At 72.9% G+C, this 18,197-nt stretch carries 19 protein-coding genes and 1 tRNA gene; 5 read left to right on the top strand and 15 right to left on the bottom strand.

The features are described 5' to 3' along the window. Positions 1-83: 83 nt before the first annotated feature. From QSK15_RS22920 to QSK15_RS22910, 3 genes are all read right to left on the bottom strand, one after another. Positions 84-545, bottom strand: a complete 462-nt coding sequence (locus QSK15_RS22920) for a MarR family winged helix-turn-helix transcriptional regulator (protein ID WP_285796217.1) — start codon at positions 543-545, stop codon at positions 84-86. A 56-nt stretch (positions 546-601) separates the two neighbouring features. Further along, positions 602-1,774 (bottom strand): PP2C family protein-serine/threonine phosphatase, encoded by a 1,173-nt coding sequence (locus QSK15_RS22915; protein WP_285796216.1) that lies wholly within the window; start codon positions 1,772-1,774, stop codon positions 602-604. 71 nt (positions 1,775-1,845) lie between these two features. After that, the gene (locus QSK15_RS22910) at positions 1,846-2,592 is read right to left on the bottom strand and encodes an SAM-dependent methyltransferase (RefSeq protein ID WP_285796215.1); all 747 of its coding nucleotides are present in this window, start codon (positions 2,590-2,592) and stop codon (positions 1,846-1,848) included. 116 nt (positions 2,593-2,708) lie between these two features. Between QSK15_RS22910 and QSK15_RS22905 the strand changes: the two genes are divergently transcribed. From QSK15_RS22905 to QSK15_RS22895, 3 genes are all read left to right on the top strand, one after another. Next, complete coding sequence (locus tag QSK15_RS22905; protein WP_285796214.1) at positions 2,709-3,590, top strand: universal stress protein; 882 nt, start codon at positions 2,709-2,711, stop codon at positions 3,588-3,590. A gap of 99 nt (positions 3,591-3,689) precedes the next feature. Next, on the top strand, positions 3,690-3,902 hold the full coding sequence (locus QSK15_RS22900; RefSeq protein ID WP_030327717.1) for a hypothetical protein: 213 nt from the start codon (positions 3,690-3,692) through the stop codon (positions 3,900-3,902). After that, positions 3,899-4,375, top strand: a complete 477-nt coding sequence (locus QSK15_RS22895; protein WP_285796213.1) for a hypothetical protein — start codon at positions 3,899-3,901, stop codon at positions 4,373-4,375. Before QSK15_RS22900 ends, QSK15_RS22895 begins: the two co-directional genes overlap by 4 nt. A 5-nt stretch (positions 4,376-4,380) precedes the next feature. Here QSK15_RS22895 and QSK15_RS22890 read toward each other — a convergent pair whose 3' ends face one another. Beyond that, positions 4,381-4,584, bottom strand: coding sequence for a hypothetical protein (locus QSK15_RS22890; RefSeq protein ID WP_124774060.1), 204 nt, complete (start codon positions 4,582-4,584; stop codon positions 4,381-4,383). 133 nt (positions 4,585-4,717) lie between these two features. On the opposite strand from QSK15_RS22890, the gene QSK15_RS22885 reads away from it, so the two are divergent. Next, positions 4,718-5,368 (top strand): hypothetical protein, encoded by a 651-nt coding sequence (locus tag QSK15_RS22885; RefSeq protein ID WP_285796212.1) that lies wholly within the window; start codon positions 4,718-4,720, stop codon positions 5,366-5,368. A 5-nt stretch (positions 5,369-5,373) separates the two neighbouring features. Here QSK15_RS22885 and QSK15_RS22880 read toward each other — a convergent pair whose 3' ends face one another. The 5 genes from QSK15_RS22880 to QSK15_RS22860 form a co-directional block, all read right to left on the bottom strand. Continuing rightward, a complete protein-coding gene (locus QSK15_RS22880) occupies positions 5,374-5,559 on the bottom strand; it encodes a hypothetical protein (RefSeq protein ID WP_036410487.1) in 186 nt (61 codons plus the stop codon). Positions 5,560-5,631: 72 nt separating this feature from the next. Beyond that, on the bottom strand, positions 5,632-6,909 hold the full coding sequence (locus QSK15_RS22875) for a hemolysin family protein (protein WP_285796211.1): 1,278 nt from the start codon (positions 6,907-6,909) through the stop codon (positions 5,632-5,634). 79 nt (positions 6,910-6,988) lie between these two features. Next, entirely contained in the window at positions 6,989-7,186 is a 198-nt protein-coding gene (locus QSK15_RS22870; RefSeq protein ID WP_030327722.1) for a hypothetical protein, read from the bottom strand. Positions 7,187-7,243: 57 nt separating this feature from the next. Continuing rightward, positions 7,244-7,981: a hypothetical protein gene (locus QSK15_RS22865; protein ID WP_285796210.1), complete on the bottom strand. Its 738-nt coding sequence runs from the start codon at positions 7,979-7,981 to the stop codon at positions 7,244-7,246. A gap of 55 nt (positions 7,982-8,036) precedes the next feature. Next, positions 8,037-8,645 (bottom strand): TetR/AcrR family transcriptional regulator, encoded by a 609-nt coding sequence (locus QSK15_RS22860; protein ID WP_285796209.1) that lies wholly within the window; start codon positions 8,643-8,645, stop codon positions 8,037-8,039. Between the two features lie 96 nt (positions 8,646-8,741). Between QSK15_RS22860 and QSK15_RS22855 the strand changes: the two genes are divergently transcribed. Continuing rightward, positions 8,742-9,782: an NAD(P)-dependent alcohol dehydrogenase gene (locus QSK15_RS22855; RefSeq protein WP_285796208.1), complete on the top strand. Its 1,041-nt coding sequence runs from the start codon at positions 8,742-8,744 to the stop codon at positions 9,780-9,782. A gap of 29 nt (positions 9,783-9,811) precedes the next feature. Here QSK15_RS22855 and selB read toward each other — a convergent pair whose 3' ends face one another. The 6 genes from selB to fdh all read right to left on the bottom strand — a co-directional run. After that, positions 9,812-11,596: a selenocysteine-specific translation elongation factor gene (gene selB, locus QSK15_RS22850; RefSeq protein ID WP_285796207.1), complete on the bottom strand. Its 1,785-nt coding sequence runs from the start codon at positions 11,594-11,596 to the stop codon at positions 9,812-9,814. 2 nt (positions 11,597-11,598) lie between these two features. Next, entirely contained in the window at positions 11,599-12,903 is a 1,305-nt protein-coding gene (gene selA / locus QSK15_RS22845) for an L-seryl-tRNA(Sec) selenium transferase (protein WP_285796206.1), read from the bottom strand. Between the two features lie 23 nt (positions 12,904-12,926). Beyond that, a tRNA-Sec gene (locus tag QSK15_RS22840) sits at positions 12,927-13,022 on the bottom strand. Positions 13,023-13,035: 13 nt separating this feature from the next. Further along, the gene (gene nrfD / locus QSK15_RS22835; RefSeq protein ID WP_285796205.1) at positions 13,036-14,250 is read right to left on the bottom strand and encodes an NrfD/PsrC family molybdoenzyme membrane anchor subunit; all 1,215 of its coding nucleotides are present in this window, start codon (positions 14,248-14,250) and stop codon (positions 13,036-13,038) included. Then, a complete protein-coding gene (locus QSK15_RS22830) occupies positions 14,247-15,389 on the bottom strand; it encodes a 4Fe-4S dicluster domain-containing protein (RefSeq protein WP_285796204.1) in 1,143 nt (380 codons plus the stop codon). The genes nrfD and QSK15_RS22830 overlap by 4 nt, the downstream gene beginning before the upstream one ends. Further along, the coding region (fdh, locus tag QSK15_RS22825) for a formate dehydrogenase (protein WP_285796203.1) at positions 15,361-18,197 on the bottom strand (2,837 nt) is incomplete at its 5' end. The genes fdh and QSK15_RS22830, both read right to left, overlap by 29 nt.

The following is an 18,197-nucleotide window of genomic DNA, read 5'->3' as shown; positions in this document are numbered from 1 at the left end:
CTGTCGGTGCGGCTGTGCCGCACTATGGCGTGGGTCACCACGCCTAAGGCGTCCTAGGATACTAGTGAAGAACGGGGCGACCCTCAGGCTGTCTGCACCGCGGAGTCGCTCTGCTGCTCGGGCACCGAATTCGCCGCCCGCGCGAACCCGACCAGCGCCAACAACAGCTCGTGCTGCATCCGCGCCGGCATCCGGTCCAGCACCGCCTGCACCGCGCGCTGACGCCGCTCGGCCAACTCCCGCAACAGGGTCAGCGCGGCGGCGGTCGGCACCAACCGCACCTCCCGCCGGTCGCGGGGATCGGCCACCCGGCGCAACAGGCCGGTCGCTTCCAGCCGGTCGCACAGGCGGCTCGCCGACGACGGCACCACGTCCAGCAACTCCGCCAACCCGTTGACGTTGGTCTCCGGTCGACCGCAGATCAGCGTGAGCACCCGCAGCTGGGTGGGCGGCACCTGATGCCGCGCCGCAGCCGAGTCCAGCACAGCGATCAGTGTCCCGGCAGCCGCGTCGATCGCCGCGGCGAGATCCGCAGGTCGCTCCACCTGATGTCCCCTGCCGTCGTCGCGCTGGTGCCCGCCCGACAACGCGGCCGCGACTCTCACCCCGTGCCCTGTTCGCGTGGACCATGCCAGTCCAGACAGACCACGACGGCGTCGTCGCGCAGGTCGGAATCCGCGTGATAGGCGTGCAGTTCGCGCATCACCGTACCAACCGCCTCGGCCGGCGGCTGCAGCCGAGTGGCGCGCAGGGAACGCGCCATCATCCGCTGCCCGTACGGCTCCTGCCCCGGCGGTTCGGCGGCCCACACCCCGTCGCTGACCACGAAGAGACGGTCGCCCGGAGCGAGTTGCACCTCCTGAAGCTCGTAGCGCGTCTCGGCGAACATGCCCAGCGGCAGCTGCTGGTCCAGCTTCATCGGCTCGACCGTGGACCCGCGCATCCGCAGCAGATGGGGCGAACCCGCGTCGACCGCCCGCACCCGGCCGCTGCGAGTGTCCACCTCGAGCAGCAGGGTGGCCACGTACCGCGCACCCCGGTGCTGGTAGAAGACCGTGTCCGAGGCCAGCTCGGCCTGTTCCACCAGCCCGCCACCGGAGCGCCGCGCGTTGCGCATCGCGTTGACCGTGACGGCGGTCAACAGCGACGCGGCCAGTCCGGTGCCCTCACCGTTGAGCACCGTCACGGTGAGACGGTCGCCGTCCAGCGACCAGTCGAAGTGGTCACCGCCCACCGTGTACGCCGGTTCGAGCTGACCGGCCAGATCGAACGCGTGGTGCGCCACACCGCGACCGGGCAGCAGATCCCACTGCATCTCCGCGGCCATCGTCAGTCGCTCCCGCCGTCGGGCCCGCCGGTAACGGTCGGTCTCCCGGTCCGCCGCGCGCATCGCCACCGCCAGGGCGTCGGCGATGTCCGTGGCCTGACCGGTGACCGCCGGATTCGGCACGGCCGGCAGTTCGATCAGCAGCACGCCCAGCCGCTCCCCCCACACCGTCAACGGCAGGTAGAGCCGGCACGGGCCCTCACCGTCGCGTACCGGCTGCTGGCTGCTGAAACAGCGCTGCGCCACGGTGTGGCATTCCAGGAATCCACCCGCCGGGAGGTCCGGGTCCAGCACCGGCCAGAGGCCGCTGATCCGGTAGTCGGCGACGAAGACGTCGGTGCGCAGCGCGCCCATCGTCGACCGGATCGCCCGGTCCGCCGCCTCGGCCAACTGGTCGGGCGGGGCCTCGCGCAACGCGCGCGACACCACGTCCGGCGCGTCTACCATCGTCGTCCTCCCCAGAAGCTTGCTATAGGGCAAGCATCATACGGACGCCCTCGGACGACGGATCGGCGCGGTCAGTCAACCGCCCGGGTCGCGAGCACACCGTGGAACGCGTCGGGCACCCGCGCCGGCGGGCCCTCCGCCCGCCACTGGGCGACCGGGACGATCCCGTCCGCCGTCGGTGCCCACCGACCGAGCAGGGGCGCGAACGCCGCCGGCGGGCGCATCCGGAACTGCGGGCCCATCATGGCCAGCGCCTCCGGGTGGCCCGCCAGTTCCTCGGTGTCGAAGTCCACCGCCAGCAGGCTGCCCGGCGCCGCGGCAGCGTACAACTCGTCGAGGGTGCGGGTCAGCGTGGCGTCGTCGAGGAACGCCGCCAGGCCGAGGAAGACCACACCGACCGGCCGCCGACCCCACCCCGGCACGAAGCGGTGCAGCTGCGCCGGATCGATGGTGCCGATGTCCGTCGCGTCGCCGAAGCCGTAGCCGGCCCGGTCGCTGCCGGCGAGGATGCTCTGTCCCAACCGGATGGTGACCGGGTCGACGTCGGTGTAGAGCACTGTCGCGTCGGTGGCGACCTCGTGCACGTTACCCATCGTCGGCACCCCGGCGCCGAACACCAGGAAACCGTCCACGCCCTGGCCGGCCATCGCCCGCACCGCCCGGCCCAGGAACGCCCGCAGCTCCCGGAACACCGGCGCGCACGGCCCGTACGCCTGCTCGAACGCGTGAGCGGCAGCCACGTCCACCGGGAAGTGATGCTGCCCGCCGAGCCAGAAGTCGATCATGCGAGCGGTGCTCGGCTGGTCTGGTTCACCCATCGGCGACGCTCCCTCCCCGGCCGGTCCTCGTCAGCGTACCGACCGGGACGCGCTCGGCGGTATCGCGGCGCGAAGGCGTCCGGGCCCGCGATACTGGCCGCGGGCGGAGGTGGGCGGTGAACTCGGCGAACAACGCGGCGGTGGTGGTCGGCGTCGACGGCTCGGAGCCGGCGCTGCGCGCCGTCCGCCTCGCCGCCACCGAGGCGGCACGGCGGCACCGACCACTGCGGGTCGTGCACGGCTTCATCTGGCCGCTGCTGCGCGTACCGGTCTCCCCCGCCCCGGACGCGCCGCCCGGCGGTGGACTGCGCCACCGGGCCGAGGAACTCGTCGAGGCCGCGGTGAGCGAGGCCGAGGCCACCGTGCCCGGGTTGTCGATCTCCGGCGAGATCATCGACGGGGAGGCCGCCGCGGTGCTGGTGGGCGAGTCCCCCACCGCCGCGCTCATCGTGCTCGGCGACCGCGGGCTCGGTGGGTTCTCCGCGCTGGTGGTCGGCTCGGTCGCGGTGCAGGTCGCCGCGTACGCCGACTGCCCGGTGCTGGTCGCCCGCGGCACGCAACGCCCCGACCAGCCGGTGCTGGTGGCGGTCGACGGTTCGGACGCCGCCCGGCGGGCGGCGGACGTCGCCGCCGAGACGGCCGTGTCGCTCGGCGTGCCGCTGGTCGCGGTGCACGCCTACCGGCACCCCGGCAGCAGCGGACCGGGCGACATGCAACCCCTGGTGTACGACGAGGCGAAGCTGCACCGCGAGCAGGAGCGGATGCTCGCCGGGTGGCTGACCGGCCTCACCGAGGACCATCGGGGTCTGCGGTTGACGTGCCAGGCGACACGTGGTCGACCCGGCACCGTGCTCGCCGAGGCGTCCCGCTCCGCCCAACTGGCGGTGGTCGGCGGACGCGGGCGCGGCGAGGTGACCGGGTTGCTGCTGGGGTCGGTGAGCCAGTCGATGCTGCACCACGCGCAGTGCCCGGTCATGGTGGTCCGCGGTCCCCACTAGCCCGCCGGGGTTCGTCCGCCGCCAGGCGGGTAGACGGCCGCGGTACGCCCAGCGGACGGTGGGCAGCACCAGGTGCCCAGACCGACGAAGGAGGCACAGATGCCAGGACCACGGCCGGGCAGTAACGCGTACGACAAGCAGCGGGCGCGGTTGCGCAACGCGATCGACGACTCCGGACGCCGAGTGCCCGACGGCAAGGCCAACCAGGTCGCCAACCGGATCCTCCAGGAGGATCGCGGCCAACGCGGCGTGGTGCGCGGTGACCGGGCGTACGGCCCGAAGAGCGAGCGCGAACCGGGCGACCCGAAGTGAGCAGGGTCGACGTGGCCGACGGCGCCATCGCGGGCGCCGTCGGCAGCACCGCGCTGAACGTGGTCAGCTATCTCGACATGGCACTGCGGGGACGGCCCGAGAGCGACGTCCCGCAGGAGACCGTCGACCGGCTGGCCGGGATCGCGCACGTGGACCTGGGCAACGGGGCCCGGGCGGCCAACCGCCGCTCGGGCCTCGGGCCGCTCATCGGTTACGCGCTGGGAATCGCCGCAGGCGTCGGGTTCTCGCTCTACGCCGGTGGTCGGCGTCAGCCGTTGCCGGTGGCCACCGGGCTGCTCGGCGCCGGCGTCATGACCATGACCGACGGGTCGATCACGGTGCTCGGGATCAGCGACCCGCGCACCTGGCGGCGCTCCGACTGGATCTCCGACATCATTCCGCACCTCGCGTACGGGCTGGCGGCCGCCGCCACCTGGAACAGGTTGCGGCGGCCGCCAGGTCGCGGTCGCTGACCGGGTCAGCGGGTGTCGCTGTCGTCCTCGGCCACCGGCTCACCGGCCGGGCCGTACGGCGACACCTGCCCCTTGGGCACCGGTCGACCCTGGTCGCCACGCGACGTACCACGGTTGGCCGGATGCCCGCCCGGGGCTGGGCCCTTGTTGTCTTGGCTGGTCGCGCCCAGTGCGTTGCGGCGCAGCTCCTGCTGCTGCGGGTTCGTCACGGGGTGTCTCCCTCCGGTACGGCAGGCGGCATCGACCGCCTCCACCGCCGGCATACCCGCCCGCCGCGGTGGCATTCCGACAGCGGTCACCGGTGCGACGGCTAGCGCGCCCCCAAGTGGGTACCCGACGGGTGTGGGCAATGATCGAACGGTGGTGCGGGTCCTGCTCGACCGGCGTGGCCGCACGTACGCCGAGGAGGCCGGCATCCGGCTCGCCGACCGGCCCGGCCCGCTCTACCAGCTGTTGGTGCTGACCACGCTGCTGAGCACGCGGATCCGGGCGTGTGTGGCGGTGGACGCCGCCCGGGAGCTGTTCGCCGCCGGTTACCGCACCCCGCAGGACATGGAGGCGGCCAGTTGGCAGGAGCGCGTCGACGCGTTGGGGCGGGGCCACTACCGCCGCTACGACGAGCGGACCGCCACCATGCTCGGCACCGGCGCCCGGCTGTGCCTGGACCGCTGGCACGGTGACCTGCGACGGCTGCACCGGGAAGCCCAGGGTGACCCCGCCGGGCTGCGTCGGCGACTCACCGAGTTCCCCGGCATCGGCCCCACCGGGGCGGACATCTATCTGCGCGAGGCGCAGTCGGTCTGGTCGGACGTGCGCCCGTACGCCGACCGTCGGGCCCTGGCCGGGGCGAAGCGGCTGGGTCTGCCGGGGTCCCCGGACCGGCTCGCCGGTCTCGTCGCCGAACCGGACTTCGGCCGGCTCGCCTCAGCGTTGGTGCGGGTGGCGCTGGGTGAGGAGTCCGCCGGTGAGGTCACCCGCGTCGCCGCCCGGTGAGGCGCTCACTTGACCGTCTTGTCCCCCGGGCGGGTCAGGTGCCACACCAGCAACGCGGCGAGCAACGCCAGGACCACCACCCCGCCGGAGATGCCCCGGCCCTCCTCGGGACTGCGCCCGGCGCTGCCGAAGTAGATCACCGCGAGACCGGCCAGCACCGTGACGAACGTCCGCAAACCTCGGTCCTTCACGTCTGGCACCGTAAGCGGACCGCTGTCGCCGCTTGGTCGATTTGGCCGTTCTGTCATTCTTCTGAGTGATGGTCAGCGTTCGGTGACGAACCCGCAGAGCCGCACCCGGCGCACCGCCCGGTCGGCGACTTCCACCACCTGCAGGGTCAGCCCGGGCAGCCGCACCGTCTCACCCGGGGAGTCCGGCAGATGCCGCAGCCGGGCCAGCACCAGACCCGCGACCGTCGTGTAGTCCCGGGACAACGGGAAGCTCAGCCGCACCCCCAGATCGGGCAGGTCGTGCAGCGGAAAGTCACCGGGCACCAGCAGGGACCCGTCCGGTTCCCGGACCACCCCCCGCACGTCACGGTCGGTCTCGTCGTACAACTCGCCGACCACCTCGGCCAGCAGATCCTCCATGGTGACCATGCCGTCGATGCCCCCGTGCTCGTCGACGACCAGGGCCAGTTGCTGATGCTCCTGCCGCAGCTGACGCATAGCGTCGGCGACCGGCAGGGTCACCGGCAGCAGCAGCGGCGCCCGGACCCGCTCACCCACCGGCGCGGTGCCGGCCCGCACCAGGTCACGGATGTGCACCACCCCGAGCACCTCGTCCAGGCCGCCGGGACCGGTGACGGGCGCGCGGGACCGCCCGGCGGCGGCCAGCCGCCGGACCCCCTCGTCGGCGGCCAGGCTCGCCGGTAGCGTGGTGACCTCCCGCCGGGCCACCAGGATCTCCCGCAGCGTCCGGCCGGCGATGTCGAACGCGCCGGTCAGGATCTCCCGCTGCTGGGCCGACAGGCCGCGCTGGCTGGCCAGCATCTCCCGCAGTTCCTCCTCGGTCATCTCCTCCCGGTTGGCCCTCGGGTCCCCACCGGCCAGCCGCACGACCGCGTCGGTGGCCCGGCTGAGCAACCACACCGCCGGCCGGGACACCCGGGCGAGCAGGTCCAGCGGACCGGCACTGAGCAACGCCCAGCGCTCGGCCCGCTGCATGGCCAGCCGCTTCGGCGCCAACTCGCCCAGCACCAGCGTGACGAACGTCAGCAGCACGGTCACCAGTAGCACCGCGGCGGGACGCGCCGCCCCACCGAGAAAACCCAACGGGCCGACCAGCGGGCCGGCCAACGACACTGCGGCCGCCGCCGACGCGAGGAACCCGGCCAGGGTGATGCCGAGCTGAATCGTGGCCAGGTAGCGGTTCGGGTCGCGGGACAACCGCACCAACCGGTCTCCGGCCCGGCTGCGCCGGCCCAGCCGCCGCAACTGCCCCTCGCGCAGGGTCACCAACGCCATCTCACTGCCGGAGAGCGCGGCGTTGACGAGCACCAGCACGGCCACCAACGCCAACTGCCCGAGCTGACCGCCCATCGCGTACCCCCGTCCGCCGCCTGAGGTCACTCAACCGCAGCGGGCCGCGGCGCGGGCCCGGTTTGCGACCGCGCCCGGCTCAGTCGACCTCCAGGTCGTCCAGCGAGATGGCGTGGGTCATCAGCCACCGGGCCAGCGCCGACATCCCGAACAGCCACAGCGGCACGGACTCGGTGGGGCCGTTGGTGGCGTAGATGGCGAAGCGCAGGTCCGGAGCGCGGTACGCCTCGATCCGCCACCGGTGCTGCCGGTCCCGCCAGACCGCCGAAGGGTCCATGGCGTCACCGTAGGTGACCGCCGCCGACCTCGGGGTCGGTTGGCCAGCACCGCCGGCTCAGCCCGGCACCACCGTCGTCCCGAACACGATGCGGGCGACGGACACCAACAGGCTGATCCCGACTCCGGCGAGGATCAACCAGCCGAAGCCGCGCCACCCCGAGCCCCGGCCGGGCACCGGTGCCGGCGGTGGTCTCCACAACTCCCGGTAGGTCCACGCCAGTACACCCACCCCGAACGGCAGGAGCCCCACCCAGAACCAGAACCACCTGGTGCCCGCCAGCGGCGGCGCGCCGACGATCAACCGGCCCAGCCACAGCAGAGTCAACACACCGGCGAGCAGACCAGCGGTGTTCGCTATCCGGGACGCCGAGTCGCCGCCGACGTGCCACGGATCGGCGACGGCGGCGAGCCGCGCATCCGGCCAGGTCTGCGCCGACCGGTCCGGCCCCACGGAGTACGACTGTGGGTCGGGCGGTTGGACCAGGGCGTACCGGGTCTGACCGCTGGGCAGCGTCCACGTGATCATCCAACCCTGCTCGGCGGGTCGCAGAGCAGGCCGGCTGCCCCAGTAGGCGTCGTCGTCGGTCCAGCCGTTCGCCCGCTGATAGGTCACCACCCGCCCAGCCGCGAGATCGCGGTCGAGCTGGGCTTCGGTCGACTCGCGGGGCTCTACCCACCACGCCAGGCCGGCCCACAGCACCCACAGCACCGGCAGCCCCCAGCGCAGCGCCACCCAGACGACGCGCCACCGACCATCGCACGGCCGCGACCGGGACGGGGACACCTCGACCATCAGCCCACCGTCGCATCTCGGCGCAACCGTGTCAGCACCGGATCGGTCGCGGCGGTCAGCGGTCGGGGTGATCCTGGTCCGTCGGCACGATGGCTCGCCGGACGCAGTCGCGAAGCAGAGCACGACGTCGGGAATGCACGTCGTCGGGTTCCTGACTGCTGGCCGCGTAGACGTTGCTCACCGGCGACCAGGCCATCGACATCGCGATGACCAGAGCCATGATGTCGAACGGGTCACCACCGCGGATCCGGCCGGCGGCCTGGGCCTCGGCGATTGCGGTGAGCTTGCGATCGTCGTAGTGCTGGTGGGTCTCGACGAGGTGTCCGGCGGGCCGGCGTTCCAGCCGCGTCCAGGTCGCGAGCCGGATGAGGTCGGGGCGGCGCAGGTATTCGTCGTAGAGGCGGACGGCCCAGTCCGCGAGATCGTCGGCGTCGATGGGCACGACGTTGGTGATGCGTTCCAGCGAGCTGAGGAAGATCGCGTCGAAGAGTCGCTCCTTGTCCCCGAAGTAGGCGTAGAGCTGCGCCTTGTTGGTGCGGGCCGCCGTCACGATGCGGTCGACGCGGGCCCCGGCGATGCCGTGCTGGGCGAACTCCAGGGTGGCGGCGTCCAGGATGCGCTGGTAGGTCGCGGCACCTCGCGAGGTCAGGGGCTGCTCCGGCATGGCCCCACGGTAGCAAAACAGAACGGTTGGTTTGCTACGGCTCGCCGCGCGACCTAGGCTTCAACAGACCGAACAGTCTGTTTACAGGAGTCGACCATGCGAAGAACCACTGGATGGCGAGCGACCGGCCCGACGGAGCTGCGGCGTACCCCGATCGAACGCCGTGACCTACGCCCGGACGACATCGCGGTGCGGGTCGACTACTGCGGGGTCTGCCACAGCGACCTGCACGCCCTGCGCGACCACGACCAGCACGCCGACGCCGCACTGGTGCCGGGGCACGAATTCACCGGCGTGGTGACCGGCACCGGCGCCGAGGTGACCAGCTTCTCGATCGGCCAGAGCGTCGCGGTGGGCAACATCGTCGACTCCTGCGGCGCCTGTGCCATGTGCGCGGCCGGACAGGAGAACTTCTGCCACTCGTTCCCGACCCTGACCTACGGCGGCACGGACCGGCAGGACGGGTCGACGACCCTGGGTGGCTTCTCCCGCGAATACGTCGTGCGGGACATGTTCGCCTACCCGCTCCCCGCCGGCCTCGACCCGGCCGCAGCCGCCCCGCTGCTGTGCGCCGGCATCACCGTGTGGGAACCCCTGCGCTCCCACAACGTCGGCCCCGGCACCCGCGTCGCCGTGGCCGGGCTCGGCGGCCTGGGCCACCTCGCGGTCAAGATGGCCGTGGCACTCGGCGCCACCACGACCGTGATCAGCCGTACCCTGGACAAGCGGGACGACGCCCGCCGGCTCGGCGCACACGACCTCGTCGACTCCACCGATCCCCAGCAGATGGCTGCTGCCCGCGACACCTTCGAACTCGTCATCGACACCATCTCCGCACCGCACGACCTCGCCCCGTATCTGAAGCTCGTGGCAATGGACGGCACCCTCAGCCTGCTCGGATACCTGGGTCCGGTGACCGTCGAAACCACCGACCTGCTTGTCGGCCGCAAGAAGCTCAGCTCCGCCGGGAGCGGAGGCCGCCGCTCGACAGCTGAGATGCTCCAGTTCTCTGCCGACAACGGCGTCACCGCCGACATCGAGGTCCTCCCGTCGGCGCAGGTGGGCACGGCACTCGACCGCCTCCGGCGAAACGACGTCCGCTACCGCTTCGTGCTGGACATGTCCGACCTGGACTGAACGTGGTTGGCGAGGTCGCCGCGCGGCGCTCAGGTGACGACGATGCGGGCGTCGTCGGGCAGCCGACGGGTCGCGCCCCGCCGGTCCAGCAACTCCAACAGGGGCACCGCCACCCGGCGGGTGGTGTCCAACGCCTGCCGCGCCGCGGAGAGGGTGAACGGCTGCGGCAGCCCGGCCAACACCCGCACCGCGTCGTCGAGCACGTCGGGCAGCAACACCACGTTGTCGGCCAACCGCAGCAGGGCACCGGCCCGCACCGCGGCACCGATCTCCCGGGGACCCAGACCGAGGTCGACGAGGCGATCCGCTTCGGGGGCGCGGAACGGCCGGTCGCCGTACTCGGCGCGGACCCGCTGCACGGCCCGGGCCACCGGTTCGGGCAGCGCAGCCGTGCTCGCCGCCCCGACCCGGCCGGAGTGGATCCGCAGCGGCGGCCGGACCAGCGCCTCGACCAGCACCCGGTCGGGCAGGGCGAGACGCTGCCGCAACGCGTCCACCGGCATCCCGGGCTCCAACGGGTGCTCGCGCGCGTGGCGGGCGACCTCCTCGGTCAGCCGCCCGGCGAGCATCCGCCAGTACGCGGGGTCGGCCAACCAGTCACCGGCCACCGGCTGGGCGAGCGCCGTCCGGTCCCGACCCGGCGCGGTGGGCACCGGCACGCCCATCCGGATCAACGCGCCGGCCCGGACCAGCCGGCGGCGGCGCAGCTCCCCCGCCAGGTCGGGTCGACCGTCCAGCTCGGCGAGGACCTGGGCGCGGGCAGCCGCCGCGCCGCGTCGGGCCAGCGGTGGGGGTGCCACGTCCAACACCCGCACCCCGCCGCTGACGTGGTGGCGGCCCGGGTCCCGCAGCAGCGCCCGGTCGCCCACCAGCAACGGCAGCGGTCGGGCCAGCCGCAGCCGGACGGTGTCCGGGCCGAGCGGGCGCACCCGTACCGGCACCGCCGCCGACCCGACGTGCAGGGTGAGGGTGGCCGGCAGGTCGGCGGCCGGGTCGCCGGCGAGCCGGACGTCGACCAGGTCGGTGTGGTGAAACCGGCCCGGGGTGAGCAGCGCGTCACCCCGGCCGAGCCGGTCGCGGGGCGTACCGCGCAGGTTGACCGCGACCCGGGCGACCGCCGCCGCCTCCGGTCGGGCCTCGCCCAGCGAGTGCAGGCCACGGACCCGGACCGGTTCGTCGGCGCCGGCCAGCTCCAGTTCGTCGCCCACCCGCAGCCGACCGGCGCCGAGGGTGCCGGTGACGACGGTGCCGCTGCCCCGCACGGTGAAGCTGCGGTCCACCCAGAGCCGGACCGGATCCTCCAGCACCGGCGCGGGCAGGTCGGCGGCGAGCCGGTCCAGGGCGGCCCGCAACTCCGGTAGGCCCGCCCCGGTCAGGCCGCTGACCGCCACCGCCGGCACCGCGCCGAGGCTGGTCGCGGCGATCTCGGCGCGGGCACGGGCCGTCGCCGGTCCCGGGTCGGCCAGGTCCGCGCGGGTCACCGCCAGCAGGCCGTACGCGACGCCGAGCGCGTCGAGGGCGGCCAGGTGCTCGGCGGACTGCGGCATCCACCCCTCGTCGGCGGCCACCACGATCAGCGCCGCCGGGACCGGGCCGACCCCGGCGAGCATGTTCGGCACGAACCGTTCGTGCCCGGGTACGTCGACGAACGCGACGGTGCCGCCGGACGGCAGTGTCGTCCAGGCGAAACCCAGGTCGATGGTCATCCCCCGGCGGCGTTCCTCCGCCCACCGGTCGGGTTCCATCCCGGTCAACGCCCGCACCAGCGTCGATTTGCCGTGGTCGACGTGCCCGGCGGTCGCGACGACGAACACGTTCAGTCGTCCCCGGGGACGCGCAGCACCGCCTGGCGGACGGTCTCGTCGGCGTCGGCGGGCACACAGCGCAGGTCGAGCAGCAGCCGGCCGCGTACCACCCGGCCGAGGACCGGCGGGTCCCCGGTGCGCAGCGGCGCCGCGTACCGCTCGGGCAGGCTCAACGCCCACGAGTCCAGCTCCACCCCGGGGGCGCCGCCCCCGCCGACCACCGCGACGGCCGGCACCACCTCCGCCTTGCGGCCGTCCGCGCCGAGCCGGTCCCGCAGCCGCTCCACCCGTTCCCGCAGGACACCCGGGTCGACGTGCAGCGCCGCCCGGGTCGGGGTACGCGGTTGGTGCAGGGTGGCGGCCAGCGCGGCCAGGGTGAGCTTGTCCACCCGCAGCGCCCGGGCCAGCGGATGGCGACGCAGCCGGCCGACCAGCTCGGCGTCACCCAGCAGCAGCCCCGCCTGCGGCCCACCGAGCAGCTTGTCGCCGCTGGCGGTGACCAGTGCGGCGCCCGCGCGCAGGGTGCTGGCCGCGTCCGGCTCGTCGGGCAGCAGCGGGTCCGCGCCGAGCAGCCCGGAGCCGATGTCGGCGACCACCGGCACCCCGAGTGTGGCCAGTTGCCGCACCCCGACGGCGGAGGTGAAGCCGGTGACCCGGAAGTTCGACGGGTGCACCTTGAGCACGAAACCGGTCTGCGGGCCGAGGACGGCGGCGTAGTCCGCGACTGTGGTGCGGTTGGTGGTGCCCACCTCGCGCAGCCGCGCACCGGTGCTCTCCAGCAGGTCAGGCAGGCGGAAACCGTCGCCGATCTCGACCAGCTCACCCCGGCTGACCACGATCTCCCGGCCGGCGGCCAACGCGGTGGCGGCCAGCACCAGCGCGGCGGCGCCGTTGTTGACCACGTGCACGGCGCCGGCATCGGGCACGGCGGCGGCCAGCGCGTCGAGCGCGCCCCTGCCACGGCGGGCCCGTCGGCCGGTGGCCAGGTCCAACTCGACGTCGGTGTGCCCGGCGGCGGCCACCACCGCGGCGACGGCGGCGGACGACAACGGCGCCCGGCCCAGGTTGGTGTGCAGCACGACGCCGGTGGCGTTGAGCACCACCCGGGGGCCGGGCGTGGGCAACGCGACGACCGCGGCGTCGCGTACCTCGTCGGGGTGCAGCTCGCCGCGACGGGCGCGGTCCTGCGCGCGGGAGACGATCGCCTTGACCCGCTCCCGGCCGAGGGTCACGGTGGCGGCGGCCAGCACCGGGTCGGCCAGCAGCGTGTCCGTACGGGGCACCCGACGTCGCGGGTCCACCGGGCCGTCGCCCATCACGTCATCTCCTGCAAGCGGTGTGGCGGAGACGGACGGGAATCGAACCCGCCTGGCCCGGGTCCCGGACCACTCCGGTTTTGAAGACCGGGAGGGGCACCAGCCGCCTGAACGCCTCCACCGGACATTCGATCACACCGCGGGCGGGGCCGCCCGATCAGATGGAAGATCCATGCCGCTTCGCCGCGCTTCGACCCGTTCGCGTTGCGGCACCACCGTGTACCGGGGGTCACGGGCCGAGGCGACGCCGCCGTAGAAGATCCCGAACCGGGTCAGCACCGACGCGGCCAGCAGCGCGGTCCCGGAGAGCGCACCGACCACCCGGCTGCGCCGGCCCAGCAGCGCGCCGGCCACCCCACCGGCGGTCAGCAGCCGCCCGGCGCGGAGCAACCGACCCGGCCGGCCCAACCGGTAGGGCTCGCTGAGCAGGCCGAGACGGGTTTCCACCCGGTGCGCGCCGTACAGCTCCAGGGCCGCGCCGGCCACCGCCATCCGGCGGGCCGGCCCGGCCTGGGCCGGCGGCGCGGCGAGCAGACCCACGCCGGCGCCGCTGGCCAGCGCGCTGCCCGCGAAGATCACCGGCAGCTCGGGGTACGCCTCGTGCCACGACGGCACCGCCGTGTCGGCCAGCAACACCCCGGTGTACGTGGCCAGCGCGGGCGCGGTGCCGGCGGCGAGCAGCCCGGCGGCGTGCCCGATCGGCGGCAACACCCGGCCGGCCAGCCCGAGCAGACCGTGCCGGGGCAGCACGCCGGCCGCCTCGGCGATCGCGGCGACGCCCGCCGCCGGCCCGTACGCGGTGAGGATCCAGGTGCCCATCGACATCGGCGAGGTCGGCTTGGCCACCCGCAGCATGTGGTGGAACCGCGCCGGCCGGCCCAGGTCCTTGACCAGGAAGACGGCGCTGGCGCTGACGGCGGCCAGCGCGGTGACCCGGCCGGCGCGCCGCAGCGCGGGCCGCCCGGTGAGCTGCCCGCCCGCGGCGAGCAACGACGAGCCGGCGGCCAGCCCGCCGGTGAACAGGTACGCGGCGATGTCCCACTTCCAGACCGGCGGCTTCAGAACCGGCCGACCGTAGTAGGAGGTGAACTCGGCCTCCGGCACCCGCAGTTCCTCGCCGCCACCGCCGCGCCGCCCGCGCCGCCGGCCGGCGGTGCGGTTGCCGGCGGCGGTGCGGTTGCCGGCGGCGGTGTTCCTGTCGTTCGGGTGGTCGGCACCTGTCGCAAGCTCAGCATTCCGCGCTGCGTCGGGTCGCTCGTCGCTCACCGGTGGTCGGTCGCCGCCCGCCGCGGCGAGCCGCTCCCGGAAGCGGCGGAACCGGTCGCCGACCGGGCCCGGTGGCGTCATGAGGAACCTCCGACGAACGCGGCGACGGTGGCCGCCGCCATGGCGAGCGCGGCGAGGCCCGCGCGCTTCCACATCTTCGGCAGGTCGCGGGTGGTCACCACCGGGTCCGGTGGCAACCCGTACACCTCGGGCTCGTCGAGGAGCAGGAAGAACGCCCCGTCCCCACCCACACCGTCGTTTGGGTCGTGCCCGTACAGCCGCGCCTCCGGCACCCCACGGTCGTGCAGCGTCTCGACCCGCGCGGCGGCGCGTTCGCGCAACTCGTCGAGGGGCCCGTACTGGATCGACTCGGTCGGGCACGCCTGGGCACACGCCGGCGTCATCCCCGCCCCCAACCGGTCGTAGCAGAGGGTGCACTTCCAGGCCCGACCATCGTCCTTACGCTGGTCGATCACCCCGTACGGACACGCCGAGATGCAATAGCCGCAGCCGTTGCAGATGTCCTCCTGCACCACCACCGTCCCGAACTCCGTCCGGAACAACGAACCCGTCGGGCAGACGTCCAGGCACGCCGCATGGGTGCAGTGCTTACAGACGTCCGACATCATCAACCAGCGGAAGTCCGTGCGCCCCTCCGCACCCGTGCCCCGCCCCGGCGGCTGCGCCCCCGGCATCCCGAGGAACTGCCGACCGCCGCCACCATTGCTCCCGGCGATCGGATCGGCCGGGCCGGCGCCCATCGTCGCGCCCAGCACGTCCACCGGCCCGCCCGCGGCCATCCCGGCGGCCGCCGACGGCGCACCGGTCGGCACGCCTGGGTCAGTGCCGGTGCGCCCACCGGTGCCGGCCGCCACGGCCGCCGACGCCGCGCTGACCGAATCCTCGGTCGGCGTTCCCGCGAACGGCGGCGCGCGATGCCCGGCCGGCCGGGGCTGTTCGATGAACGCGACGTGGCGCCACGAGTTCGCGGTCAGAGCGCCGGTGTTGTCATACGACATGCCCAGCAGGTCGAGCCCGCTCTCGGGGACACCGTTCCACTCCTTGCACGCCACCTCGCACGCCTTACAACCGATACAGACGCTGGTGTCGGTGAAGAACCCCATCCGCGGCGGCGCGTTCTCGTAGCCCGCATCCGGTGCCGGGTCCAACGGACCGTACAGGCTGTTCGGGTCAGGAAGCACCGTGTTCCTTCCCCTCATCGTCAGTGGTCACGGCCGGGGCATGCTGACCCGGGCTGATCCCGGCACGCCGCTGGTAGTCGGCCACCAGGTCGAGCAACGCCGGCCCGGTGGGACGTCGGCCCGGCCGCACGTCGCAGGTGCCCACCTTGCTCTCCTGGATCAGCACGTTCGGATCCAGGCTGATGCCGAACAGGTCGTTGGCCGAGTCGCCGGTCACCAGACCCTCAAACCCGAAGTGGTACGGCAACCACACCTGGTGGATGACCCGACCGTCCACCCGCAGCGGAGTCAGCCGGTCGGTCACCAGCACCTTCGCCTCGATCACCGCGCGACCGCTGACCAGGTGCGCCCAGCCCAGATGCGCCAGCCCGACCTCGCCGGCCAGTTCCGGGGACACCTCGACGAACATCTCCGGTTGCAGCTCGGCCAACGGCGACACGGTCCGGCTCATCGCGCCGGCGGTGTGGTGCTCGGTGAGCCGGCTGACCGTGAACACGTACGGGAACACCTGACTGTGCTCCTGCGGCGGGCTCGGGTTCACCGAGTTCACCGGATGCGCGTACATCTTGCGGGTCGGGTTCGCCTGCTGACCGTAGAGCGGGTTACGCACCGGCGACTCCACCGGCTCGTAGTGCGTCGGCATCGGGCCGTCCAGGACACCACTGGGCGCGTACAGCCAACCTTTGCCGTCGCCCTGCATGACGAACGGGTCGTCGCCGGCGATGCCCTCCGGCCCGGACGCGCCGGCCGGCGGCCGGTAGGACGGCGGCTTGGTCTTCTCGAAGTCCGGCACGTCGTAACCGGTCCACTCGCCCTTGTCCGCGTCCCACCACACGTAACGCTTGCGCTCACTCCACGGGTTGCCGTCCGGGTCGGCCGACGCCCGGTTGTAGAGGATCCGCCGGTTCGCCGGCCACGCCCAACCCCACTCGGAGGCCACCCAGTCCTGCTCGTGCCGCGACTTGCGGCGGGCGGCCTGGTTCACGCCGTCCGCGTACACCCCGGTGTAGATCCAGCAGCCGACGGCTGTGGAACCGTCGGCGCGGGCCTGCGCGAAGCTGGACAACGGCGCGCCGGTGGCCACGTCGTACCCGTTGATCTCGCGCAGCACCGCCTCGGCGCTCGGCTCCGCGTGCGGACCGTGCGTGGGGTAGTCCCAGGTGAGGTCGAGCAACGCACGGTCGCGCGGCAGCGGCGACCCGGCCAGCTTCTCCCGCAGTTTGCGGCCCAGGTGATAGAAGAACCACAGCTCGGAGCGGGCGTCACCCGGCGGCTCGACGGCCTTCTCCCGCCACTGCAACAACCGCTGCGTCTGCGTGAACGTGCCCTCCTTCTCCACGTGCGACGCCGCGGGCAGGAAGAACACCTCCGTACGGCACTCCTCCGGCACCAGTTCTCCGGTGGCGACCTCGGGGCCGTTCTGCCAGAACGTCGCGCTCTCGATCATGAACAGGTCGCGGACGACCAACCAGTCGAGATTGGCCATGCCGAGGCGCTGCGCCCGACCGTGCGCCGACCCCACCGCCGGGTTCTGCCCCAGCAGGAAGTACCCCTTGATCTTCCCGTCGATCATGTTCAGCACCTGCTGGTAGGTACCGTGATCACCGGTCAGCCGCGGCAGATAGCCGTAACAGAAGTCGTTCTCCGGAGTCGCCGCGTCCCCCCAGTACGCCTTCAACAGGCTGGCGGCGAACGACCGCGCGTTACCCCAGAACCCCTTCTGCCCCGGGTGGCGGATGCTGTCCACCCACTCGTCGAAGCTCGGGTGCTCGGCGTGGTGCGGCATCGGCAGATAGCCAGGCAACAGGTTGAACAACGTCGGGATGTCCGTCGAGCCCTGGATGCTCGCGTGGCCACGAAGGGCCATCACCCCGCCACCCGGGCGACCCATGTTGCCCAACAGCAGCTGGATGATCGCGCCGGTACGGATGTACTGCACACCCACGCTGTGCTGCGTCCACCCCACCGAGTAGATCAGCATGCCGGTGCGCTCCCGGCCCGAGTTGCGCGTCCACGCCTGCGCCAACTCCAGGAACTGCTCCTTCGGGATCCCACAGACCCGCTCCACCATCTCCGGCGTGTAGCGGGAGAAGTGTCGCTTGAGGATCTGGTAGACGCAGCGCGGGTGTTGCAACGTCTCGTCGCGGCGCGTCTGTCCACCCACCTGCGCGCCGTGCGACTCGTGCGTCAACCCCGCGGCGCTGTCCCGTTCCTGGGCGGTGTGCCCACTGCCCGACGAGTCCTCGTGCCCCTCGTACTGCCAGCTGTCCTGTACGTACGTGCCGGTCTCCGGGTCGAAGCCGGAGAAGAAGCCGTCGCCGTCCTCGGTGTCGCTGAACTCGTCACTGACGATCGTCGCCGCGTTGGTGTACGCCAGCACGTACTCCCGGAAGTCCAACTCGTTGTCCAGGATGTACCGCACCACCCCACCGAGCAACGCGATGTCCGTGCCCGCCCGGATCGGCAGGTACGCATCCGCGACCGCGCTGGTACGGGTGAACCGTGGATCGACGTGGAAGACCTTCGCCCCCCGACGCTTGGCCTCCATCACCCACTGGAAACCCACCGGGTGCGCCTCAGCCATGTTCGAACCCTGGATGACGATCACGTCAGCGTTGGCGATGTCCTGCTGAAAATCCGTCGCACCGCCACGACCGAAGCTGGCCCCCAGACCGGGGACGGTGGCGGAGTGTCAAATACGGGCCTGGTTCTCGATCTGAAGCGCCCCCATCGCGGTGAACAACTTCTTGATCAGGTAGTTCTCCTCGTTGTCGAGCGTCGCCCCGCCCAGGCTGGAGATGCCCAGCGTCCGGTTGAGCGGCCGGC

This window comes from Micromonospora sp. NBRC 107095, assembly GCF_030269705.1.
GTDB lineage: Bacteria > Actinomycetota > Actinomycetes > Mycobacteriales > Micromonosporaceae > Micromonospora > Micromonospora parva.
The sequence above is the reverse complement of the archived record's forward strand: the minus strand, read 5'-3'. Positions and strand labels throughout refer to the sequence as shown.